Origin of the sequence: Lederbergia galactosidilytica (assembly GCF_017873565.1) — a bacterium.
In the GTDB taxonomy this organism is placed as follows: Bacteria; Bacillota; Bacilli; order Bacillales; family Bacillaceae_C; genus Lederbergia; species Lederbergia galactosidilytica.
Map to the genome: position 1 here is coordinate 54937 of NZ_JAGGKH010000011.1, position 21827 is coordinate 76763.

Here is a 21827-nt window from a genome sequence, read left to right on the forward strand (position 1 = left end):
ACTACTCAGCAGCAGTTAGAGTAGCTATAACTCTGCTCTCTTCCCCCCATCCCTTTCCTTCCTCTTTACCTCATGTTTTTGTAAGTATCCATATTGAGTTTAAGCTTTCCCTGCAGTTGAAATGCCTAGATTATAAACAAATTACTTCTTCCATTGCTAAGCAAAGAAAGTATTAGCTGTTTACGGATGATGGAAAGTATATTTTTTTCTTCTTACGGATAAAACAAGGAACCTTATACCACCGAAGCAATCGCAACTGGTGTCATAGATATCCCACCAGCCACCCTCTATTAGTCAAGACGTACAACGCCTAGACCATGCAGATAAAAAACAACCATGAATATTCATAGTATAAAAACATACTGATGAGTCGGGGACTAAAAAATTAGATGAGTCCTCCTAGTTGAACGAAAAAGGAATAATAAAATCTATCTACAATCACCATAAAATAGCGTTTTGCTAGCAGATTATCGACAAAAACAGCTTTCTAACATACCACCTGCTACAAAATTAAAAACGCTCATCCCTAATGGGACAAGCGTTTGGCTAGTGATTCTGACTGGTCTCGAACCAGCGACCTCCACCCTGTCAAGGTGGCGCTCTCCCAGCTGAGCTACAGAATCAAGTTATTATGATTAAGACATTATTTATTGTATAAGATAAACATAATTAAGTCAATACCTTTAATTTTTCCATTTAAATACCTAAGATAGAACAAAATACTTTTTAAAAAATTCGCCCTTTTTACATCTTTTTTTATTTTTCTGAGGTAAGATAGATAGATTAATAATAAGATAAATGGGAGGTTACTATGGCAGTAAGAAATTCAGCAAAGGCTATTATTATTCAAACTAATCATATATTAGTTATAAAAAAACAAGATACAGAAGGTTATTATTATATTTTACCAGGCGGCGGGCAGGAACATGGGGAAACACTTCATGAAGCACTTAAAAGAGAATGTATAGAAGAAGTCAATGCAACTGTGGATATTGGGAATCTTCTATTTATTCGTGAATATATTGGGAAAAATCATGAACATTTTGCATTTGATTCAGAAGTTCACCAAATAGAATATATGTTTTTATGTAAAGTTATAGAAGGTGCTACGAATATAGGTAATGGGACTGCCCCAGATGATGGGCAAATAGGTGCAGAATGGTTGCCTATCCCAGATTTATTAAACTATAGACTCTACCCTCAATCAATACGCCAAAATGTTATTGACCATGTATCTGGTAAAGAATTACCTGTTTATTTAGGGGACATCAATTAAATAAACATTTATCTCTTTTATAATGTTAGGGGGATTTTATGGTCCAAGCGATATTTTTTGACTTGTATGAAACTTTGATTACTGAATGGGAAAATAATCAAAGAAAATCAATATACTCTATTGAAGAATTGGGGATTGATACAAAAGTTTTCAAAAAGGCATGGTCTGCAAGAAGGGAAATGAGAATGAATGGAACTTTCTCTGACCATCAAACCTGTCTTAAAGATATCATGCAATCACTCGGCCAGCCAATTAATGAAAATGTGATCAACGAAATTCACCAGCGCAGAGTTGAGGCCAAATTAGTACCTTTTATGGAAATTAACGATGAAATAATACAAACACTTCAATTATTAAAAGATAGGAAAATAAAACTTGGATTAATCAGTAATTGTACAGCGGAAGAAGTCATCGGTTGGGATAATTCTTCATTAGCCAAATATTTTGATGATGTAATTTTTTCATATAGGGTAAAGCAAGCAAAACCAAATGCCGAAATATATCTTACAGCGTGTCAGCGACTAAAAGTTTCCCCAGAGCAAGCTCTTTTTATTGGTGATGGAGGTTCAAATGAATTATATGGTGCTTCCAAAGCCAAATTGAAGGCTTATCAAGCGACCTGGTTTCAACCTCCTTTTATCAGTGAAAAAGTGACAGGATTTCCAAGGCTAGCCAGCCCGATGAAAATCTTAAAAATTATTGAAGTGTAAATCACCGATGAAACTTGGATTCTATGCGGAGGTATAAAAATGTTTTTAGTAAATGTCGAAGGGGCCATTTTTAGAAATCATAAATGGTTGATCATTGAACGAAGTAAAAAAGAAGAGCATGCTGGTGGCCTCCTTTCTCTAGTTGGAGGCAAAGTTGAGCAGATAGAAGATACTTCATTAGATATATTAGAAAAAACTGTGAGCGTGAGATTTATGAAGAAGTTAAGATAGTAGTGAAAGAACAGTTACACTATCTGTATAATTCTTCCATTGTCTCAGATAGCGGGTACCATATTGTAAACATCGTATTTCTGTGTGAGTATGAATCTGGCAAGGCAGTTGCCAGTAGTCTTGATGAAGTGGAATCTGTATATTGGATGACAAGCGCGCAAATATATGACCATTCTAATGCACCTGTCTATTTAAAAGAAAGCATAAAACGTGCTGAAAGTTTGATAGATCGAATCATATAATCTAGGAAAGTCTGAACATTAGACTTTCCCTTTCTTTAATAATGTCGAACATAAAATATTTCCCTTCTCGAAGAACTATCGTATAATGTGTAAAGAATGCCGAAATGCCGAAAATGAATTTGCAGTATTCCTAAGGAACTTTTTTTATTATTAGAGTTTATCTTTGCAAAGGAAAGGTGTTTATAATTTGAAACGTTTCGATAAAAATTCAAGGATTAAATTAGCTTTGTTACTTGGGTCGTTGGCAGCTTTAGGTCCCCTTACCATCGATATGTATCTCCCTTCATTCCCAACTATAACCCAAGATTTTCATACAAATGCATCACTTGTCCAATTTAGCTTAACAGCTTGTTTACTAGGGCTTGGATTTGGCCAAGTGATTATTGGGCCGATGAGTGATGTGCTAGGAAGAAGAAAGCCATTATTAATCTTTCTCTTTCTTTATTTTGTCGCATCTACTTTTTGTGCTTTTGCACCAACTATCTCTATGTTTATCGTAGCCCGCTTCACCCAAGGTTTTGCAGCCGCTGGTGGGATTGTTATTTCTCGAGCTATTGTACGTGACCTGTATCAAGGGCGAGAATTGACTAAGTTTTTTTCATTACTCATGCTCATTAATAATTTAGCGCCCATTCTAGCGCCGGTAGTAGGTAGTAGTATTTTATTGTTTACCAATTGGAAAGGCGTATTTATTACTTTAGGCTTTGTCGGAATTCTCCTTGTCACTTTTGTCTCATTAAAGTTAAATGAAAGCCTACCTGAGGAAAATAGAGTGCCTAGTAATATCGGTCAAACCTTTAGGAATTTTCTCTCTCTAATCATGGACCGTAAATTTTTAGGATTTGCCCTTACACAAGGATTTATTTCAGCAGGTATTTTCGCGTATGTTTCTGGTACACCTTTCGTGTATCAAAATATTTATGGTACCTCTCCACAATTATTTAGTATATTATTTGCGATGAATGGTATTGGTATCATGATCGGTACACAAGTTGTTGGTCGTTTTGCTGACACAATTTCGGAAATTCGCTTTTTAAAAATTGGTTTATCATTGGCAATGATTGCAAGCAGTGGCTTACTTTTAGCTGTACTTTTAAAAGGTCCGCTCTTTACGGTTGTCATTCCAATATTCTTCTTTGTTTCATCAATGGGGATAATTTCGACCTCCTCATTTTCATTGGCTATGGAAACACAAGGACATATAGCTGGTAGTGCAGCTGCTCTTTTAGGATTACTTCCTTTTGTCCTAGGCTCCATTTCCGCTCCCCTTGTTGGTATTGCAGGAGAATATTCTGCTCGACCAATGGGTGTTCTTATTTTTTGTGCGGCCTTATTTGCCTTCCTCTCATTCTATGGATTAGCGAGTAATTCTCGAGCCCGTGTAAAAAACAAATATGCCTCATAAAAAATTTGACGCAAACTGTGCCGTTCAACTTATAAGCCTCCTCGTGATTGAATTAATCACTTTGGGGGCTTCTTTTAATCATGTTTTATAATAAGTTAGTTTGGATGCGACATCCAAGTCATTCAGCTTTGTGTTTTTCTTATCTTTTCTAAGAAGTTTTTTTATTACCTCTTATCCCCTTTCTTTTCTTATATGATCTTGCTGCCGCTCAGCTCACATTCACTCCTTACAGCTTTAAGCCAATCAGTAATAAATGAATCTTTATGATTTCGCATTTCGAATGGGCTTAGTTTATACTCACGTAATCATCCCTTTTCAATAAAATAATGTAGGATATATCCTTGTAAGGAGGTTTATGAATGAACATGCCCCATGATGCGGATTATAGTAACCCCTCTCCATCAAGACAAGAAATTATTGATCAATTGTTAGGGGCCATTACTCACGAGGAAATGGCTTTAGCAAATTTCCTTAACGCCGGTGCCTCTAAAATACATGCTTTTATTGGCGCAGATTTAAATTTTCCAACTCATCCTTCCAACCAAGAAATTATTTCGATGAATAAATCCTCGCTCCATCTCTTAAGATCAGTTGTAATAAAGGATTGGTTTTTATTAAACAAGCTTGAAGAAATATTTATATTTGATGAAAGGCAATTTTCTGCCCCTATATCAGGCTTATTCGATGAAGAAATGAATGAAGAAGTAAACGAAGAACTAAATGAGGAAGTAAATGAGGAAGTAAATGAAGTTTCTGAGTCAGAAGCTGATGAGGAAAACGAAGCATCCAGTGAAACTGAAGAAAAACTAGCTGGAATGAATGATGATAATTTTGGTGATTATGATGAATCCCAAGAATTTTTCCGTGAATGAAGCAAATAAATCTCTACCTATTGTATGGAATACCATGATTACTTATCTTAAAGCCATACTTTTTTTTGGGAAAGCAATGCATTCACGTAAGATTAATAATAAGATAATAGCCAAATCCATTGCAAATTCATATGAATATTTGCATATGTTTATTAAATTTCTCATTAAGAGATATGAATTGACGGAGTTTATGCATATTTCAGTTGTCATACCTGAATTCATAGAAGAAACAGAAAAAGTAGTAAATGAAATGTATAAATTTTCACATGAATCTGTTGTTCGCCTATATGACATAAGAAAGATTTCGTATTTACAAACAATTATTTTGAATGATCTATGGTGGTTACAATCGATTTCGCAGCAAAATGATGTAGAAAACAATCCCAATACAAAATGGTTAACTTGTGAAGTGTTTAATCCTACCTCAACAGTAAAAGGGGGCTCTGAATAATCTAGAGCTCCCTTTTAGCAGACTACTTTATTGAGATTTCGGACCATCGTCTGGTAAAAATGAAAATAATCAAACACACTTGCAAATGGTACAAAGCTCCGGTGGGAGTATGCGCCTTGATGGACATCACAAGGTACAATAGAGAATCAAAGCTAAATATGCCCCCCTGGCGCAGAATATTTGATCAATTTCCTATTAACTTGATTGTTCATTTTAACCAACCCGCTGAAAATCATTTGCCGTTGGTAAAATTCCATTTCTTTCACACTATTTTTTGATTATCTCTTTTTTGCTGAACATATACTCTAAGCTAACTTATATTTTCCTTTTTTTCTTGTTACTAATTGGCTCACAACCATTGCGGCAAAGATAAGAAGCCCGATCGTATCAGTTAGACCTTCTGGATAAACAAGCATTAGTCCTGAAATAATGGCAATGATTCGTTCAAACCAATATAACTTTCTGTACCAAAATCCAATTATCCCAGCCCCGATTCCAATCATGCCGGTAATCGCTGTGATAAGGACCCAAATTAATTGGAGAATCGTTGTATCAATCATTAATAACTCTGGAGAGAGGACAAACATATATGGAATGATAAATGCCGCGATCGCAAGTTTAGCCGAGTTAACCCCAGTCCGAATAGGTTCCCCCCCTGAAACTCCCGCGGCTGCAAAAGCAGCCAAAGCGACCGGGGGAGTGATATCTGCCACAATTCCAAAATAGAAAACAAATAGATGTGCAGAAATCGCAATCGACACCGGCACCGCTCCTCCTGCTGGCATATCCATTGTTAAAAGGGTGATAATCGCAGGTGCTGCAATCGTTGATGTAATCACATAGTTTGCGGTAGTCGGTGATCCCATTCCCAGAACAATGGCTGTTAACATTGTGAAAAATAAGGTTAATAACAACTGTCCATTAGCTAGATCAACTAGACCATTAGCTAGCTTAAGCCCCAATCCCGTTTTTGTCACAACGCCAACAATAATACCTGCTGAGGCTGTGGCCGCCGCAACCGCTAAAGCTGTTCTTGCCCCATCAGCCAAAGCCTCAATAATTTGTTTAATTCCAATTCGTGTTTCTTTTAAAAACAGACTAACTAAAATAGTTGCAACAATAGACCAAAGAGCAGCTCTCATTACACTCATACCGCTCATCAGTAAAATAATAACCATCAAAATAGGAATCAATAAATGTATTTTCTTAAAAACTTCTTTTTTATTTGGAAGCTGTTCTTTCGATAAACCGACTAAGCCTACTCTTTTAGCTTCGAAATGGGTCATAATCCAAATCCCTGAGAAATATAATATTGCTGGAATCGCAGCTGCCTTGGCTATATCCCAATAGCTAACACCACCAATAAATTCAACCATTAAAAAAGCCGCCGCTCCCATAACAGGTGGCATAATTTGTCCTCCCGTAGAGGCTGCCGCTTCCACCGCACCAGCGAATTCCTTTTTGTATCCAAGCTTTTTCATCATCGGGATTGTAAATGAACCAGAAGTGACAACATTGGCCACAGAGCTTCCACTTATGGTCCCTTGTAATGCACTGGAAAATATCGCTACTTTTGCAGGACCTCCTACTCGTTTTCCGGCAATAGTTAACGCCAAATCATTAAAATATTGTCCAACACCCGTTTTGACTAAAAAAGCTCCAAACAGCAAAAATAAAAAAATAAAGGTCGCTGATACATACAATGGAGTCCCTAAAATTCCTTCAGACGTAAAAAATAGGGTGTTAATTAAGCTTTCAAAATTAAGTCCTCGATGCGCTAAAAAGCCTGGCATGGACTGTCCAAAATAGGCATAGGCAATAAATAAAGTCGCAATCACCGTAATGGGAATTCCAACAGCTCGCCGTGTGGCCTCTAACGTTAATAACACAGCAAGTGTTCCAACCAGTAAATCCATAGATGTGAGCGTACCAACTCTATTAGCAATAGTATCTAGCATGAGCGGGTAGTAGGCTCCCACTCCCAATGAAAGCAATGCTAATATATAATCATACCAGGCAACAGAATGTTTCTTTTTTGATTTCTTCCTAGCTGGAAATAAAATATAAATAAGGGACAGAGCGAAACCCAGATGCACAGATAATAAAATTTGCCTTGGTAAAGATTGCGTAATAGAAGCATATAGTTGAAAAATAGAAAAAGCTAATAAAACTAGAAAAACAATGGTACCTAGAATCCCCTCTAAGTGCCTTGTAGCAGATTCCGGATCATATTTTTCTAATATTTTCTGTTGTTCTTCCTGTGATAATATTTCATGTTGATCTGCCAACAATGTTCACTCCTTTCCATAACTCCCATAAAGCTAGACGTTGTTCTGTTAATAATATGAGGGATCCAGGGGGAATTACTTCAGCAAGATCTAATTCATGATTATTGCTAATAATTCGGTGTGTTCCCACCACTTGTGCCGTTCTCATATATATAGATGGCATATCCCTTCGCATATTTAACAGATGATATTTTCCGTCTTCCAATTTAAAAATTTCCCCTTTTTCAGCATTAGAGGGCATTCCAATCGCTGTATCTTCATACGTCAGTTCAATTTGTCTAATGGTACCATCTTTGAGAACAGTGTAAGTCTCCACAACATTTGAAAGATGAATCGAATGTGTGTAACTAATTTCGAATGTATCTTTATTTCGATGTAAGGGCAAATAGGCAAGTAGTTTATTTGTTTTTGCATCCTCAATAACTAATACCCTCTGAAAAGGTAAAAAAATAATAATACTAAGGATAAAAGCAAATAGGAAAGTTTTTTTAAAATATCTCAAACCGATCTTCCTAACTATTCTAAAAAATACATCCAATTAAGGGATTAAATCCAATGCACAAACACCATTCTTATTGACTATGGTGCATACATTTATCATTAAAATAGATAAAAAATCTTAAAGTATAGTAGATAGCAGGAAACTCCAAACCAACGCTTACTTTAGCAGATGCCAACTCTTGTAGATATTTAAATTGGCTGATAGAGCCTGTTTAGAATTTAACTATATGTGAAGATTCTTAAACTTCTTAAGTCAAGATTCAATTAACTATCTTAATTCGCTTCATCCAGTGAGGAAGGAATCCTCATTGGATGAATGCGCTTTATTCGGCTTTTACCCCTTTTTCATCAAAATACTTTTGTGCACCTGGATGAATGTCAATTCCCATTCCATTAAGAGCATTTTCCGTCTTAATAAGCTCTCCTTTAGCATGACCAATTTTATCAGTATTTTCAAAAATTGCCTTGGTCATATCGTAAACTAAATCCTCAGTTAAATCACTTCTCACTACTAGCATGGCTTGAACCGCTACTGTCTCTACTTCATGATCAGCCCCATAAGTACCCTCAGGAATCGTTTCCTTTGCATAATAAGGGTATTTCTCAATGAGGGCCTCGATTTTATCATTATCAAGTGGCACAATTATTACATCTTTTGTTGCCGATAATCCTTCAACAGCTCCGGTTGGCGTTCCAGCAGTAATAAATGCTGCATCAATCGTTCCATCTTGTAATCCAGTTGAAGAATCATCAAAAGATAAGTTACGAGCCTTGACATCTTCAACGCTCATATCATACATTTCCAAAATTTGCTCAGCATTCGCACGTGTTCCTGACCCAGCTTCTCCCACAGAAACTGTTTTCCCCTTTAAATCAGCAACTGTTTCAATCCCTGATCCTTTCAGAGCAACAATTTGGATTGTTTCAGGATAAAGAGTACCTAGCCCTTGCACATTATCTATTTTTTCTTCAAACATATTGGTACCTTCAGTGGCATATGTAGCGATGTCTGTTTGGGTAAAAGCGACTTCTACATCCTCTTTTTGGATGCTAGCCATGTTTTCTGCTGATGCATTGGAAGTTATCGAGTTGGCTTCAATTCCAGTTGCATCACCGATCAAAGTAGCAAAAGTTCCTCCAAGCGGATAGTAAGTTCCACCCGTCCCACCAGATGCAATCGTTAGAAATTTAATGCCGTAGTCTTTCTTTCCTCCATCATTTTCACCTGATTGCTTCCCATTATCAGCGTTTTTGTCGCCTCCACATGCAGCTAATAACAAGGAAAGCGTTAACACAAAAGCAGCCATTAAAAACTTCTGTTTTCTTTTCACTTATATGTTCCTCCTCCTACATATTCTAAAGCATGAATAGTTTAACATATTTTACCAACTCTATAAAGATAATACGCTTTCACCTTAAACTTCATACCCCATCCAGGCTAGTTATAATACTTTTTCTGCTCTATATGATAAAATACTTTGCAACAAGTAGAAAAAGTAAGGTGAAACTAATGGCATTTCCAAGAGGAAAGATTTACGATGCAACCATCGAAAGTATGATACTAAAAGAAAATATACCACTTTTAGTTTATTTACCGGCTTCTTATTCAGAAGATGAACAATATCCTTTATTAATTGTTCAGGATGGAAAAGATTATTTTCAATTAGGGAAACTTACCCGCTTCGCTGATGAATTAATTGACGAAGGAATTTTAGAAAAGACTATTATTGTCGCAACACATTATAAAAGTATAAAAGATCGCCGTAATAAATATCATCCATCGGGAAATGAAAATCTAAACTTCATGAAATTTATCGCCAATGAGTTAATTCCATGGGTTGACGAGCACTACCCTACCTACACAATCAGAGAGAAACGCACTTTGATGGGAGATAGTCTTGCTGGCACCGTTTCTTTACGCACCGCTCTTTATTTTCCGGAGCTTTTTAAAAATCTTATTCTCCATTCTCCATATGTGAATGAGACAATACTTGAAGAGGTTGAATCAGCCCCATCCGTATTTAATTTTGAAATATATCATGTCATCGGTAAGGAAGAAACCGTTGTTAAAGTGTCAAACAACCAAGATTTTCTAACACCTAATCGGGAACTTCATCAACTATTTATTGCAAAGGGCTACGAAACTTTTTATGACGAATTTTTTGGCGGACATTCTTGGAAATATTGGCAATCTGATGTTAAAAGAGCATTACAAACAATGTTTTCCTAAGCAACCTGTATAAGAATCTGTTATAGTTATGATATGAGATTTTTATTTATTAAATAAAGATAAAAGGAGGCAAAAACATGAAGTTTGGAATCGTCATCTTTCCATCAAAAGAATTACAAGATCTAGCCAATTCTTATCGTAAGCGTTATGATCCTCACTATGCTTTGATTCCTCCACATTTGACGTTAAAAGAAGGCTTTGAAACGGAGGAAAAACCTGAAAAACTAACCGAAATATTAGAAGCGATTGCCAAAGAATTTCAGCCTATCCATTTAAAATTCCTTAAAGTTAGTTCATTTCAGCCTATTACCAACACCATCTATCTAAAAGTTGAAAAAACTGACGAACTTCTTCGCCTCCACGAAGAACTCTATAGTGAAATACCAGGTGGACCACCTGAACATCCTTTCGTTCCTCATGTGACGATTGGGCAAAAATTATCGAATGATGAACACTCCGATGTTTTTGGTGCACTTGGAATGCTTGGTGTCGAACATCAAGAAATCGTTGACCGTATCCATCTAGTGTATCAATTAGAAAATGGCTCTTGGTCAACTTATGAAACCATTCGATTAGGAAAGGATTAATAATAATTATGCAAGCTGTGCAAGCAACTACAGAACAACAACTCAACGATGCATTTTATGTGAGAAAAAAGGTATTTGTTGAGGAACAGAAAGTACCACTAGAACTAGAAATAGATGAATTCGAAAATGAATCTGCCCATTTCATATTATATAATCATGACAAGCCAATTGGGGCTGGTAGATTTCGAATGGTAGAAGATTTCGGAAAGATCGAACGGATTTGTATTTTATCGTCCTCTCGTGCACTCGGAGCTGGTAAAAAAGTTATGGAAGCGATCGAAGATTTTGCAAGGAAGAAAGCAATTCAACAATTAAAGCTCCATGCCCAAATCACCGCAATCCCGTTTTATGAAAAACTCGGTTATATGGTATGCTCGGAAGAATTCATGGATGCTGGTATCCCTCATAAAACGATGACCAAGCAATTAAATGCAGATAATGCATGAATAATTAATAATATTAGCCCAAAATTCAACCTAAAAAACAAGAAGGTATTTCAATGTTATACATATTCATTGAAATACCTTCCTTTGTTTTTCTGTTCATATTCGTTTATATGAACGAATTGTCTAGCTCTCTTATCTCTGTTCACTTTTTTCTTAATTATTTGTTGTTCTTTAGAATGGCTACGTTTTAGTATTTCTTGAAATGGAGAATTTAACGATATTTTTTCAATGTTGGAGACAGGTGTCCAGACATGTCGTTCAACCTGCGACAGAACTCTTTTATGATATTCTTGATACTGATAAGGTTGTACAGGACCAATATATCCCATCAAGGAACCTCCCCTCATTTACTTTAACTAGTACATACCCGAATTATATATGTATGAAACATTATTTTAATTAATTCAGAAAGAGAGGCTGGAACATAACTAGAACGTTCACTTTTAAATGACGATACGCTAGTTACCTGTAAGACATACATTTAATCCCTCGATCGGTCGATTTCTTAGTGTACATTTAGCTGAGCCGCAATATTCTTTAGTATTGTGTTGATATTGCACTTGCTAGCTACTTGCGGAAAAGGAATGAATTTCCACATATGCACCCCCACCACGATCGATGGATTTTAATATGACCTAAACATTTTTGTCCCAGTCTCAGTTAATCATATATTTTACCTTTTATTATTTAACATTTTCGAAATTGCTTCCATATCCAATTGATTTCCATCTTGAATAATCGATTTCACCATTTTATCTTCCATTTCTTTAGAAACCGGCTTATTGGCAATACGGGAAACTTTTTTGATAATTCCTCGCACTGTTCTTTCATCTTTAAAATTGGCATTTTGCAGTGAATTGGCTAGTTCTAAAACTTCATTCATATTAACGCCTGTTTTCTTTTCTACATTTTTGAAAAAGTGATTTTCCATTTTTTCCGCTCCCTTCCGTTCATACTTTATATAATATGAACGAAAGTCAAATAAGTGTGGTAAAAATTAAACATTAAACAGGAAAAAGATAGGTTGCTTTAACTGCAACCTATCTTTTTGTATTTTAGACATTTTTAACAGAAGGCTGCACCAACAATTATAAGCAGGATAAACAAAACAACAATTAAGGCAAAGCCTCCTCCGAAAAATCCTCCGCCACAGCCGCCTCCACCTGCATAACCGCCGTAACCACATCCACAAGCTCCTGCACCGTATCCATATCCGTACATTTACGCTCACCTCTCTTTTGTTGGTTCACTATAGCTTATGTGGCTAGTGCCTGTTCCGTATGGGCTAACTAAAAAAAAAGAGGCGAAAAAACTAAAAGAGGAAATATTGAAACAGAAAATTAAAAGATGGGCAGTTTATTCATCGATAAAAAGTCTTGCGTTAGGGACGGTTTGCCCTACCTCCCCATCTTAATCTTGATGCAAGCCACTTCCCTGCATATGATTAAGAACACTCGTTAAAGATATTAAATTCATCCCTTTGGTTTAAAAATAAGCGCTCCAATAAATCCAAACACGATGGCCGCTGAGATTCCTGAAGAAGTAACCTCAAACATTCCTGTCATTACCCCTACCAGTCCATGTTTGTCCGCTTCAGCCATTGCCCCTTTCACAAGTGAATTTCCAAAACTTGTAATAGGGACGGTCGCACCTGCCCCAGCAAAGTCAATCAGTGGTTCATAAAGTCCGAAGCCGGCTAATATCGCTCCTAATACAACTAATAAACTTAGCGTATGACCAGGGGTTAATTTAAATGAATCCATGATGAGCTGCCCAATCATGCAAATGATTCCGCCAATGACAAAAGACCAAAAAAACATTGCTAACATTTGCCCTTACCTCCTTTATTCATACTCAAGTGCTACCGCATGTGCGATACACGGAATCGTTTCTTTTTGTAAAACTGTTAACGGTGAAAGAAGCGCTCCAGTAGCCACAACTAAAATCTTCTTATACTTGCCTCTTTTCATTTCATTTACTAAATGTCCATACATTACAGCGGCAGAACAACCTGGACCGCTAGCACCTGCAAATACTTCCTGTTCATCTGTGTACAGAATCAATCCACAATCATTAAATATATTCTCATCTAATGGTAGACCCTTTTGTTTAAATAGTTCTAGGGCTGTATTTCTACCGACCTCAGCTAAATCTCCCGTAATGATTAAATCATAATATGAAGGATCTCTTTTTAAGTCAAAGAGATGCCTTTGAATTGTATCTACAGCAGCTGGCGCCATTGCCCCACCCATGTTAAAAGGATCGCTTAATCCCATATCAACGACCTTCCCAATTGTTGCTGAGGTGATTCGTGGAGCTGGTCCAGTTATGTCTTTTGCCAGTCCAATCAGGCCTACCCCTGCTGCCGTTGCCGTCCACTGGGCTGTCGGTGGCTTTTGCCCTCCATATTCTGTCGGATAACGAAATTGTTTTTCGGCTGAAGCGTTATGACTAGAAGTTCCTGTCAAAACATGATTTGCTCCTCCACTATTAATAATTAGGGAGGCTAGTGCTAGTCCCTCCGTTGAAAGAGAACAAGCACTAAATAGGCCTAAATAGGGGATTCGATTTGTTCTAGCAGCGAATGTTGTTGGAGTAATCTGATTGATTAAATCACCTGAGAGGAAAAATTGTACATCATCTTCTGTTAACCCTTTTTTTCGAAGGGCAATTTCAACAGCATCCTCTAATAGAACATTCTGCGCCTTTTCATATGAATCTTTGCCCATTCGCAAGTCATCATGAAATTTATCGAAGTCATTTGCCAAGCGACAATCTTTTTCAAATGGACCTCCCACAACCCCTGTTGATAAAATAGTAGGTTTTTGCGAAAAAAGCCATGTTTGGGCTCCTTGAAGCATTTAAAATCCCCCCCACTGTACCAAAATGGTTTTGATAAGAGTGACGACAAAGGCTGAAAACACGCCAAATAAAATAACTGAACCGGCTAGCTTAAACATATTACCGCCTACTCCGACAACAAAACCTTCTGATCGATGCTCAATAGCCGATGAAATAACTGCGTTCCCAAAACCAGTTATTGGAACACCACTACCTGCTCCACTAAATTGACCAATCCTGTCGTACACACCGAAACCAGTCAAAAGCATCGCAATAAATACCATGGTAGCAACAGTCGGATTACCTGCGGTTTGTTCCGTAAAGTTAAAGAAGTAAATATAAAAATAGGTAATTGCCTGTCCGACTAAACAAAAAAGCCCACCGACCCAAAAAGCACGCAGGCAATTTTTTAATATGGGACGTTTAAGTTCATGTTTTTTCTGTAGCTGATCATATTGTATTTGTTCCGGTGTTTTTGTTTTATTTTTACTAGCCATTTTACGTCATTTCCTTCTGTAATTTAATAATTTCTTTAAACCGTTTTTCCGCTTCATCAATACTTATGTTATCATCTTCCAATGCTTCTCTAAGTCGGATAGTTTCTAAAAATATTTTATAATCGCTAGAAACAATAAATTTTTTTTCTGGATAGTCACTCTCTAATTGATCCTTTAAATTTTTTTCGATTTTTTTCATTCTAAATCGTTGAAGATGACTAACCTTATAGGCTATAAGGATATTTTTTTGCCCTTCAATGATCGCCACATCGTATATTTCATTTATTTTTTTTACGTCCTCTCTTATCTGATAGGCAACAGAATCATTTTTTTCTTGATAACTTATTTCGATTGGTGCGGGTTGAGTTGTTTTCATTAACGATAATCTTGCCTCTTCCCCATCTTCATTACTTGAACAACCGCTTATAATCAAGAAGAAAACTGTTATTGCTAAGACGTATTTTCTATTTTTAAGCATTGGTACCTCCTATTATTAGACCTTATTTCAAATAAGTACAAACTAATGAAATTCTTTCCATCTATTTTTGTTCAAAAAGTAAAATAGCTGTCCTGCAACGCTCTTGAGACTCTATGGGGGCAGATTTTAGTGCGAAATAAGGAGAAACACATGGGCGCAAAATGAAACTGTGGAGTATTATCCCTATCTCCATCGGGAAGCAAGTTGTTTCATTTTTACCGATTCTTTGAACAACCTTTATAGGATATTTTTCTCCAGATTCCTGAAATTATGATTATGTTTCAGAGAAATTTATCTCTTCTTATACAAAATGAAAACCTAGTCCCCCTTCTGAAAAGGTAAGAGACTAGGTTTTATATATTCTTCAACGTTCTTTTCTAATTGGCTTTGATGGTCCACATCCACAACCAGCTCTTTTTTTGCGACCTTTTCCAATAGCATTCTTTTTTCTAGGTCTATTATTCATCACAATCACATCCTGAGTAATTTTCTCTACTCTATAATTTATGTACCCAGTAAAAAATGTGTTTGCCCAATAGCCCTTATTCTTCAGAAATCTTGGATTGGATAATTGTTTCTATAATAGAGGCAAAACCTGCGATTGATAAAATATATACTAATGGCTCCGCCAACCTCGGGAAGAACCAGCAAGCAGAAAAGATAAATATTGATATCCAAATTCCAGTACACCAATAACAGCTAATGAGCTGACCGATCCAACCTCTTAAACCTTTTTCTCTAGGAATAAGATAAATCTCTAATTCACCATTTTCATCAAGCGATTCATACTCTTGCATAAAGGGACGCCTAACAAATTCTGTTATTTGATCATAGACCAATAATCGTGTTAATCGGAAAACCGCTAAACTTAATAAAATGAATGTAAACCAATTAATTGACATCAGTTTCACCCGCCTATTTTGTGCTATCAAGGCATTTGTCCGTTACCCATTTGGCTAATGTCTAATATGTTATTAATGAATATGGATCAATAGATGACAAGGAGGAATTTAATCCATGAGTTACGAAGAAATGGAATCAGTTGAATCAATTGAGACAAATCACTGTGGTGGTGGATGTAGTTCAGGTTGTGTTTGTCAAGTCGTTCGCGCTATTAAAGATATTCAAGAAATGGCTGTGGAAGAAGAAGAATGCCCAACTTGCCCAACGAATTGTTTTATCGAGCCACTAGGCGGCTCTCCAGTTCGTTCCCATGTAGATACGAGAGTATTTACCCTTACAAATAAAAACGGGGAATTATTTAAAGCACTATTTAAAGGCCGCGGAGGCAACTGTGTATCCGTTTATTTCCGAGTTGAAGAAATCTTTGATAACTGTTGTGCCACATTGCGCGTACTAGTTCCTTTAAATAAAGAAGGGGATCCAGTAAAAATAACCCATCATGGAGACATTAATTACGAAGCCCTTTGTGCAGTACGCAAATGGGGAAAAAGCAGCAGCTGTATCACCGTTGATCTCCATTGCTTCTGTGCGGTTCAATGTATCGCAGACGTTGACTTACAACTTTGTGACTAATTTTGAAGGCGGAGGGTTCACACCCTCCCCTTTGTTAAAAAATAATCCGAATCGCCTGTAAATCCTCAATGGCGATTGTAAGAACATCTCCATTAAACGTTTTTACCTGAATGTTATCCCCTTTTTTACTCTCCAATATGCCGCGAATTCTCTCATCTTCTTTAATAAATTCACATGGAAATGGGGGCTGGCTCCGAGGGACTTGTAATAAGTATTGCAACTTTTCAGAAATTGACATTTCCTTAAAAGCTTTAACAGGTGTGAGGTTCCAGTTTTTTTTGCTTGAGTTAGTCTGGTTTCGAAAATAATCTACTGCTGACTTAGGCTTTTCCGCTTGATATTCGTTCTCTATAAGGGATTCGTGTTCCTTGGAATTTGCTTGCACTTGAAAAGGAACGCTATTCTTTAGCTTCCTTGGTGTTGGTGTTGATTTATTTTCAGGTGAAGTTGTTGTATTTGGACTAGAAGAAAAGGAATATTGCATCGAGAATTCTGGTCTTACAAAATCTGGTTGATGGATATATAGCAAAGGGCTCTTCCCTTTTCGTTTCTCTTTCTCTTCCATTAAGGTACACCTCCATATTTCGTACTTCGTTTTATATGTATGCAACAAATTGGGCAAGGTGACCTTTACATAAAAAATATCGGTAGGAAAATTCTAGGGGTCTACACCTATTTATCATCTTTTCTATTCCACACAAAAAAGCTGCCACAAACTGTGGCAGCAAACATAATAATTTTATAAAGCTACAATATGGAAGCCGGAATCGACATGAAGATTTTCCCCGGTAATCCCTCGGGAGAGATCACTAAATAGGAATAATGCAGTATCTCCTACCTCTTCAGGAGTAGTTGTTCTTTTCAGTGGTGCCTTTTCTTCGATATCTTTTAACACGCTGTTAAAATCACTAATCCCTTTTGCAGAGAGTGTTCGGATTGGTCCAGCTGAAATTGAATTCACACGAATCCCATATTGCCCTAAATCTTTCGCTAAATAGCGCACACTTGCATCAAGTGAAGCTTTGGCTACCCCCATTACATTATAATTAGGGACAACACGTTCTCCTCCTAAATATGTCATTGTAACCATACTTCCACCTTCAGGCATCATATTTAGTTCTTGAACAACTTTTGCCACTGCAGTTAATGAGTAAGAACTAATATTATGGGCTAAAAGAAATCCATCTCTTGTGACATTTAAATAATCCCCATCAAGCTCATCTTTATTCGCAAAAGCAATCGCATGAGCAATTCCGTGAATTGGTCCCACTACTTCTTTGATTTTACCAAAACATTCGCGGATCTCCTCATCATTTGTAATATCACAAGGGAGGACTAGCGATTCACTTCCCTCCAAAGAATCTGCTAAGTCACGAACGTTTTTCTCCAATCTCTCTCCTGCATATGTAAACACTAAGTTAGCTCCTGCACTGTGTAGTGAACGTGCGATTCCCCATGCAATACTACGTTTATTTGCCACACCCATAACGACAAAAGTTTTTCCCTGAACAGATAAGTTCATATCCAACCCCTCCATTAATCTTTTTCAAAAGTACTTTATAATTATTAATCATCTTTCTTAACTATCATGTGTTACTAGTACCTAGTACTAACCCTATCATACACGAGTAGTTTTAGGGTTGTAAAGAAAAAGCACAAAAGAAAATCAATTTCCTTTGTGCTTTTCATTGTTAGTATTTATAAATTTTTAGGTGTGGAAGTGGCGCACTTAGCCGTTCACCTTTATGATCTAAATTTGTACGTCGCTGAACAGGCGCTTACGCTTTTCATGTTAAAATTGAATTTCGCGCATTAGGTCATCTACAAATTCTCTTGTTCCTGTCACAATAAGACGGTCTTCTATTTTCAATCTTGAATCACCATGTGGCACTAAAGATTCATTGTCTCTAAAGATCCGGACTACAATTAAGTCACCAACAAAAGGAAATTCACGTAGTTTCATATTGTGATAGTTTGGATTACGCATTTCGATTTCATAAAGGGCTGTTTCTTGATTCGTAAAGATATCGGCAATATTAGGTGATTCAATTAGCGCTGTGACAAAGGCTTTAGTTGATAGCAATGTTGAAAATACTTCGACTTCATGTTCTTTTAATGGAGCCGTCAAATCCGGACTTTCAATTCGAGCAATCACTCTCTCAATTCCTAGTTCTTTAGCATGGATAGCTAGTGTAGCATTAAGTTCTTCATCACCTGTAGAAATAAACAAGATATCTGTTTCAAACACACCCGCATTCTCTAATTCAGCCTCATTATAATTGGGAAGCTCGGTAATATTAAAAACTGTATCTGAAATATGAGAATCTGGTTTCTCCATCTTTTTATGAAAAACAGCCGCTTCAAATAGTTCCTTATCCAATTGTTTCGATACGGGAAGAGTAATTTGGTTTGCCCCAATAAATGTAACTTTTTGCTTCGGTTCAAAGCCATTTTCTTTCGGAAACCACTTTTTGAAGAAAATAGGTGTGACAATACACGAAATAACTGCAACCAAAATAAATGTTCCACTCATTTCTGGTGTAATGACTTCCATTCTCTCCGCTATTTTTGCAGCAGCAATAACCACAGATAATGTGGAAGTAAGTAAAAAAGCCGACGCTAATACTGTTTTTGTATCATACCATTTCTTTAATATGAATACAGGAATGATCTTAGAAATTAATAAAGCAATTAAGAGCAAAGGAATCAATAAAAGTAATTTTTTATTACTTAGCAAGGACCAGAGGTCAAGGTCTACCCCAACCATCACAAAGAATATAGGGATCAAAAAGCCATATCCGAAGGAATCCAATTGACGAACCATTTCAGGTTTAGGATTCAACAACGATACGAGCGTTCCCGCCAAAAAAGCTCCTAAAATATTTTCCGCTCCTAAAGTCTCCGATAAAGCGACCAATACAATGATTAATGTAAAAATTGCACGGGTACCAATTTGTACTGTTCCTGTCGAAAGTCTTTCGATAATAGGGCGATTTTTGAAACGTCTTCCGACAAAATATAACAGAATACCTGCAACAAAAAGGATCAATATTAACCACATATTTCCTTGACTATCTCCGGAGATAGAAACAAATACAGCTAGTAGAATCATTGTAACGAGATCAGCAATAACAGCGATTAAAAGAATAATTTGGCCAATTCCTGTTTTCATGATATTGGCCTCTTTTAGAGTAGGTACAACTACCCCTAAAGAGATAGTGGAAATAATTACAGTCATTAATACAATATTATCAATTAACCCCATCCAAACAAACAAATAAGATAAGCCTACTGATAATATAAATATTGCAGAAAATATGAGAATTGAAATCCCTAAACGATTTGGCTCGGTTTTCCCGTTAGCTAATTTAATTTTCTTATTAGATGATCTAAATGCAGAAAAGTCTATCTCTAATCCACTAAGAAACATTAGAAAAATAAAGCCTAGTGTGGAAAGGATGTCTAACCATGATCCTCCACGTATTAAGTCAAAACCACTTTTTCCAATAATTAATCCCATAATAATTTCCGCAATGACTACAGGCATAAATGAAATTCGAAAACGATCAAGAACAATTGGTGTTAAAAAAGCAAAAATCAGTACAATAACCAGTGAAAGTAATGATTCGTCCATAAAAAATTCCCCCATCTTAAAATACGAATTAAGAGGTAATCATCTTTCCAAAGTACGTGTTCAACTTGGGCCTAACATTGGGATCGTTCGGAGAGCATTCTTCTTAAGCTGGCTTAGCTTGGACTGAATGGACAACTAAACAGAAGATCCTCAACTGCTATATCATTTCACTGGCTTTAGAACACCGTCTTTATTGAATAAGATAACTCATAAGCATTGTCGCTAATCCAAAATAAATCAATATGGATGTGATATCATTCATTGTTGTAATAAAAGGACCTGATGCGACAGCTGGATCAATTTTTAACTTGTGCATAAAAAGAGGGACCAGCGACCCGCCTATCGTTGCCACTAAAAGAGAAGCAAAAATCGAAAAGCCAACTAATAATCCTAAAATAAGATCATGCTTCCAAATAAAAATAACCAAGGAAACTAAAATACCGCAAATTGCCCCGGTTACTATGCCGGTCCCTGCTTCTTTCAAAATAATTTTAAACTTTCCAGATTCATCCATTTCCCCAGTAGCAAGACCACGAACAGCAACTGCCAGAGATTGTGTTCCAGCATTTCCTGCCATCCCCGCAATTAATGGGATAAACACTGCGACAATGGGAACTTGACTTAACGTATCTTCAAAACGCCCAATTAAGCTTGCAGTAAACATACCTAAGAAAAGAAGGATAATCAGCCATGGTAAACGCTTCTTAGCAGCAGTAAATGGACTTTTATCCATTTTATCGAGATCAGATATACCTGCGAGCTTAGAATAATCATCAGAGGCCTCTTCATCAATAACGTCAATAATATCATCGACTGTGATGATCCCTAATAAATGATTTTGAAAATCAACAACTGGTAAGGCTAATAAATCATAATCCCGCATTTGTCGAGCGGCTTCTTCTTGGTCATCTCCCACTGAGATTGAAACGACCCGATCAGACATAATGTCAGAAATCATCGTATCATCATCTGTGATAATTAAATCACGTAATGACAAAACACCAGCTAAACGTAAATCTTCATCAATCACATAAACATAATAAATAGTTTCCGCGGTTGGAGCTTGCTTCTTTAAAATATACATAGCTGATCGGACCGTTTGATTCTGCGATATGGCTACATACTCAGTAGTCATGATACTTCCCGCTGTATATTCCTCGTAGTGGAGCAACCCTTTAATTTCTTGGGCAGCATCTTTATCCATAATCGTAAGATAGCTGGCTGTCTGATCTTTTCCTAATTTATTTAAAAGGTCAACAGCATTATCGGCATACATATTGGCAAGCATTTCTGCAGCATATTTTGGCTCCATTTCCGCAAGTATGTCTTTGTACTCCTCATCCTCTATCTCCAGCATTTCAAAAAAATCTGCTACTTCCTTTGGGGATAAGTAATAATACATTTTTAATCGAATCTCTTTATCAATTTTGAAAAAGAATTGGGCCTGATCATATGGGTGAAGATCTAAAAATTCTTCTCGAAAGGAATCAAGGTTGCCTTCATTCGCCGTTTGGATCAGTAACTCTTCATTAATATTTTCTTGTGTATCGTTTATTTCCATGACGACCCTCTCCTTCCAAATTGGTCCCCATTATCCTAACA

Annotated in this window: 24 protein-coding genes, 1 tRNA gene and 1 pseudogene; 10 read left to right on the forward strand and 16 right to left on the reverse strand. The window is 36.7% G+C overall.

Going from position 1 to position 21827, the window contains the following annotated elements:
- Positions 1-550: 550 nt before the first annotated feature.
- Positions 551-623 (reverse strand) — tRNA-Val (locus J2Z23_RS12675).
- Between the two features lie 188 nt (positions 624-811).
- Between J2Z23_RS12675 and J2Z23_RS12680 the strand changes: the two genes are divergently transcribed.
- From J2Z23_RS12680 to J2Z23_RS12705, 6 genes and pseudogenes are all read left to right on the forward strand, one after another.
- The gene (locus tag J2Z23_RS12680) at positions 812-1276 is read left to right on the forward strand and encodes an NUDIX domain-containing protein (protein WP_064468684.1); all 465 of its coding nucleotides are present in this window, start codon (positions 812-814) and stop codon (positions 1274-1276) included.
- 38 nt (positions 1277-1314) lie between these two features.
- Positions 1315-1986 (forward strand): HAD family hydrolase, encoded by a 672-nt coding sequence (locus J2Z23_RS12685; RefSeq protein WP_057982319.1) that lies wholly within the window; start codon positions 1315-1317, stop codon positions 1984-1986.
- 39 nt (positions 1987-2025) lie between these two features.
- Positions 2026-2459, forward strand: a pseudogene (locus tag J2Z23_RS12690) (NUDIX hydrolase).
- 187 nt (positions 2460-2646) lie between these two features.
- Positions 2647-3864, forward strand: coding sequence for a Bcr/CflA family multidrug efflux MFS transporter (locus tag J2Z23_RS12695; protein WP_057982312.1), 1218 nt, complete (start codon positions 2647-2649; stop codon positions 3862-3864).
- Between the two features lie 359 nt (positions 3865-4223).
- Positions 4224-4736 (forward strand): alpha-helical endospore appendage domain-containing protein, encoded by a 513-nt coding sequence (locus tag J2Z23_RS12700; RefSeq protein ID WP_209974141.1) that lies wholly within the window; start codon positions 4224-4226, stop codon positions 4734-4736.
- Between the two features lie 178 nt (positions 4737-4914).
- Complete coding sequence (locus J2Z23_RS12705) at positions 4915-5187, forward strand: hypothetical protein (protein WP_128738663.1); 273 nt, start codon at positions 4915-4917, stop codon at positions 5185-5187.
- A 305-nt stretch (positions 5188-5492) separates the two neighbouring features.
- On the opposite strand, the gene J2Z23_RS12710 is transcribed toward J2Z23_RS12705, so the two are convergent.
- The 3 genes from J2Z23_RS12710 to J2Z23_RS12720 all read right to left on the reverse strand — a co-directional run bounded on the left by J2Z23_RS12710 (position 5493) and on the right by J2Z23_RS12720 (position 9307).
- Entirely contained in the window at positions 5493-7475 is a 1983-nt protein-coding gene (locus J2Z23_RS12710) for a TRAP transporter permease (protein WP_209974143.1), read from the reverse strand.
- A complete protein-coding gene (locus J2Z23_RS12715) occupies positions 7459-7977 on the reverse strand; it encodes a DUF1850 domain-containing protein (protein ID WP_057982304.1) in 519 nt (172 codons plus the stop codon). The genes J2Z23_RS12710 and J2Z23_RS12715 overlap by 17 nt, the downstream gene beginning before the upstream one ends.
- Before the next feature lie 322 nt (positions 7978-8299).
- Positions 8300-9307 (reverse strand): TAXI family TRAP transporter solute-binding subunit, encoded by a 1008-nt coding sequence (locus tag J2Z23_RS12720; RefSeq protein ID WP_057982301.1) that lies wholly within the window; start codon positions 9305-9307, stop codon positions 8300-8302.
- Positions 9308-9486: 179 nt separating this feature from the next.
- Between J2Z23_RS12720 and J2Z23_RS12725 the strand changes: the two genes are divergently transcribed.
- The 3 genes from J2Z23_RS12725 to J2Z23_RS12735 all read left to right on the forward strand — a co-directional run bounded on the left by J2Z23_RS12725 (position 9487) and on the right by J2Z23_RS12735 (position 11239).
- On the forward strand, positions 9487-10206 hold the full coding sequence (locus J2Z23_RS12725) for an alpha/beta hydrolase (RefSeq protein ID WP_209974145.1): 720 nt from the start codon (positions 9487-9489) through the stop codon (positions 10204-10206).
- A 77-nt stretch (positions 10207-10283) separates the two neighbouring features.
- Positions 10284-10793: a YjcG family protein gene (locus J2Z23_RS12730; RefSeq protein ID WP_209974147.1), complete on the forward strand. Its 510-nt coding sequence runs from the start codon at positions 10284-10286 to the stop codon at positions 10791-10793.
- A gap of 8 nt (positions 10794-10801) precedes the next feature.
- Positions 10802-11239: a GNAT family N-acetyltransferase gene (locus tag J2Z23_RS12735; protein WP_209974149.1), complete on the forward strand. Its 438-nt coding sequence runs from the start codon at positions 10802-10804 to the stop codon at positions 11237-11239.
- A gap of 56 nt (positions 11240-11295) precedes the next feature.
- Here the strand turns inward: J2Z23_RS12735 and J2Z23_RS12740 are convergent, their stop codons facing one another.
- The 8 genes from J2Z23_RS12740 to J2Z23_RS12775 all read right to left on the reverse strand — a co-directional run bounded on the left by J2Z23_RS12740 (position 11296) and on the right by J2Z23_RS12775 (position 15957).
- Positions 11296-11568: a hypothetical protein gene (locus tag J2Z23_RS12740; RefSeq protein WP_209974151.1), complete on the reverse strand. Its 273-nt coding sequence runs from the start codon at positions 11566-11568 to the stop codon at positions 11296-11298.
- A 344-nt stretch (positions 11569-11912) separates the two neighbouring features.
- Positions 11913-12170 carry a sporulation-specific transcription regulator SpoVIF gene (gene spoVIF, locus J2Z23_RS12745; protein ID WP_057982291.1) on the reverse strand — a complete coding sequence of 86 codons (258 nt, stop codon included), beginning with the start codon at positions 12168-12170 and terminating at the stop codon, positions 11913-11915.
- A 134-nt stretch (positions 12171-12304) separates the two neighbouring features.
- The gene (locus tag J2Z23_RS12750; protein ID WP_064468687.1) at positions 12305-12460 is read right to left on the reverse strand and encodes a YjcZ family sporulation protein; all 156 of its coding nucleotides are present in this window, start codon (positions 12458-12460) and stop codon (positions 12305-12307) included.
- A 251-nt stretch (positions 12461-12711) separates the two neighbouring features.
- Positions 12712-13068, reverse strand: a complete 357-nt coding sequence (spoVAE, locus tag J2Z23_RS12755) for a stage V sporulation protein AE (RefSeq protein WP_057982289.1) — start codon at positions 13066-13068, stop codon at positions 12712-12714.
- Positions 13069-13083: 15 nt separating this feature from the next.
- On the reverse strand, positions 13084-14100 hold the full coding sequence (gene spoVAD / locus J2Z23_RS12760; RefSeq protein ID WP_057982286.1) for a stage V sporulation protein AD: 1017 nt from the start codon (positions 14098-14100) through the stop codon (positions 13084-13086).
- Complete coding sequence (gene spoVAC / locus J2Z23_RS12765) at positions 14101-14577, reverse strand: stage V sporulation protein AC (protein WP_057982284.1); 477 nt, start codon at positions 14575-14577, stop codon at positions 14101-14103.
- A 1-nt stretch (position 14578) separates the two neighbouring features.
- On the reverse strand, positions 14579-15055 hold the full coding sequence (locus J2Z23_RS12770; protein WP_057982282.1) for a sporulation protein: 477 nt from the start codon (positions 15053-15055) through the stop codon (positions 14579-14581).
- Between the two features lie 542 nt (positions 15056-15597).
- Positions 15598-15957 (reverse strand): DUF1360 domain-containing protein, encoded by a 360-nt coding sequence (locus tag J2Z23_RS12775; RefSeq protein ID WP_057982280.1) that lies wholly within the window; start codon positions 15955-15957, stop codon positions 15598-15600.
- A gap of 115 nt (positions 15958-16072) precedes the next feature.
- On the opposite strand from J2Z23_RS12775, the gene J2Z23_RS12780 reads away from it, so the two are divergent.
- Positions 16073-16591, forward strand: a complete 519-nt coding sequence (locus tag J2Z23_RS12780; protein WP_082881439.1) for a CotY/CotZ family spore coat protein — start codon at positions 16073-16075, stop codon at positions 16589-16591.
- 34 nt (positions 16592-16625) lie between these two features.
- Here the strand turns inward: J2Z23_RS12780 and J2Z23_RS12785 are convergent, their stop codons facing one another.
- From J2Z23_RS12785 to mgtE, 4 genes are all read right to left on the reverse strand, one after another.
- Positions 16626-17156 carry a CotO family spore coat protein gene (locus tag J2Z23_RS12785; protein ID WP_057982278.1) on the reverse strand — a complete coding sequence of 177 codons (531 nt, stop codon included), beginning with the start codon at positions 17154-17156 and terminating at the stop codon, positions 16626-16628.
- Between the two features lie 174 nt (positions 17157-17330).
- Positions 17331-18113, reverse strand: a complete 783-nt coding sequence (gene fabI, locus J2Z23_RS12790; protein ID WP_209974154.1) for an enoyl-ACP reductase FabI — start codon at positions 18111-18113, stop codon at positions 17331-17333.
- A 270-nt stretch (positions 18114-18383) separates the two neighbouring features.
- Positions 18384-20225: a monovalent cation:proton antiporter family protein gene (locus tag J2Z23_RS12795; RefSeq protein WP_057982273.1), complete on the reverse strand. Its 1842-nt coding sequence runs from the start codon at positions 20223-20225 to the stop codon at positions 18384-18386.
- 190 nt (positions 20226-20415) lie between these two features.
- Positions 20416-21786 (reverse strand): magnesium transporter, encoded by a 1371-nt coding sequence (mgtE, locus tag J2Z23_RS12800; protein WP_057982271.1) that lies wholly within the window; start codon positions 21784-21786, stop codon positions 20416-20418.
- Positions 21787-21827 lie beyond the last annotated feature (41 nt).

What these genes read in the sequence shown, in the direction of transcription:
- J2Z23_RS12740 (WP_209974151.1), bottom strand. Translation starts at nt 11,568, where the DNA reads ATGGGATATATTGGTCCTGTACAACCTTATCAGTATCAAGAATATCAT.
- J2Z23_RS12785 (WP_057982278.1), bottom strand. Translation starts at nt 17,156, where the DNA reads ATGGAAGAGAAAGAGAAACGAAAAGGGAAGAGCCCTTTGCTATATATC.
- spoVIF (WP_057982291.1), bottom strand. Translation starts at nt 12,170, where the DNA reads ATGGAAAATCACTTTTTCAAAAATGTAGAAAAGAAAACAGGCGTTAAT.
- J2Z23_RS12770 (WP_057982282.1), bottom strand. Translation starts at nt 15,055, where the DNA reads ATGCTTAAAAATAGAAAATACGTCTTAGCAATAACAGTTTTCTTCTTG.
- J2Z23_RS12780 (WP_082881439.1), top strand. Translation starts at nt 16,073, where the DNA reads ATGAGTTACGAAGAAATGGAATCAGTTGAATCAATTGAGACAAATCAC.
- J2Z23_RS12750 (WP_064468687.1), bottom strand. Translation starts at nt 12,460, where the DNA reads ATGTACGGATATGGATACGGTGCAGGAGCTTGTGGATGTGGTTACGGC.
- J2Z23_RS12685 (WP_057982319.1), top strand. Translation starts at nt 1,315, where the DNA reads ATGGTCCAAGCGATATTTTTTGACTTGTATGAAACTTTGATTACTGAA.
- J2Z23_RS12795 (WP_057982273.1), bottom strand. Translation starts at nt 20,225, where the DNA reads ATGGACGAATCATTACTTTCACTGGTTATTGTACTGATTTTTGCTTTT.
- mgtE (WP_057982271.1), bottom strand. Translation starts at nt 21,786, where the DNA reads ATGGAAATAAACGATACACAAGAAAATATTAATGAAGAGTTACTGATC.
- fabI (WP_209974154.1), bottom strand. Translation starts at nt 18,113, where the DNA reads ATGAACTTATCTGTTCAGGGAAAAACTTTTGTCGTTATGGGTGTGGCA.
- J2Z23_RS12735 (WP_209974149.1), top strand. Translation starts at nt 10,802, where the DNA reads ATGCAAGCTGTGCAAGCAACTACAGAACAACAACTCAACGATGCATTT.
- J2Z23_RS12725 (WP_209974145.1), top strand. Translation starts at nt 9,487, where the DNA reads ATGGCATTTCCAAGAGGAAAGATTTACGATGCAACCATCGAAAGTATG.
- spoVAD (WP_057982286.1), bottom strand. Translation starts at nt 14,100, where the DNA reads ATGCTTCAAGGAGCCCAAACATGGCTTTTTTCGCAAAAACCTACTATT.
- J2Z23_RS12700 (WP_209974141.1), top strand. Translation starts at nt 4,224, where the DNA reads ATGAACATGCCCCATGATGCGGATTATAGTAACCCCTCTCCATCAAGA.
- J2Z23_RS12680 (WP_064468684.1), top strand. Translation starts at nt 812, where the DNA reads ATGGCAGTAAGAAATTCAGCAAAGGCTATTATTATTCAAACTAATCAT.
- J2Z23_RS12775 (WP_057982280.1), bottom strand. Translation starts at nt 15,957, where the DNA reads ATGTCAATTAATTGGTTTACATTCATTTTATTAAGTTTAGCGGTTTTC.
- spoVAC (WP_057982284.1), bottom strand. Translation starts at nt 14,577, where the DNA reads ATGGCTAGTAAAAATAAAACAAAAACACCGGAACAAATACAATATGAT.
- spoVAE (WP_057982289.1), bottom strand. Translation starts at nt 13,068, where the DNA reads ATGTTAGCAATGTTTTTTTGGTCTTTTGTCATTGGCGGAATCATTTGC.
- J2Z23_RS12730 (WP_209974147.1), top strand. Translation starts at nt 10,284, where the DNA reads ATGAAGTTTGGAATCGTCATCTTTCCATCAAAAGAATTACAAGATCTA.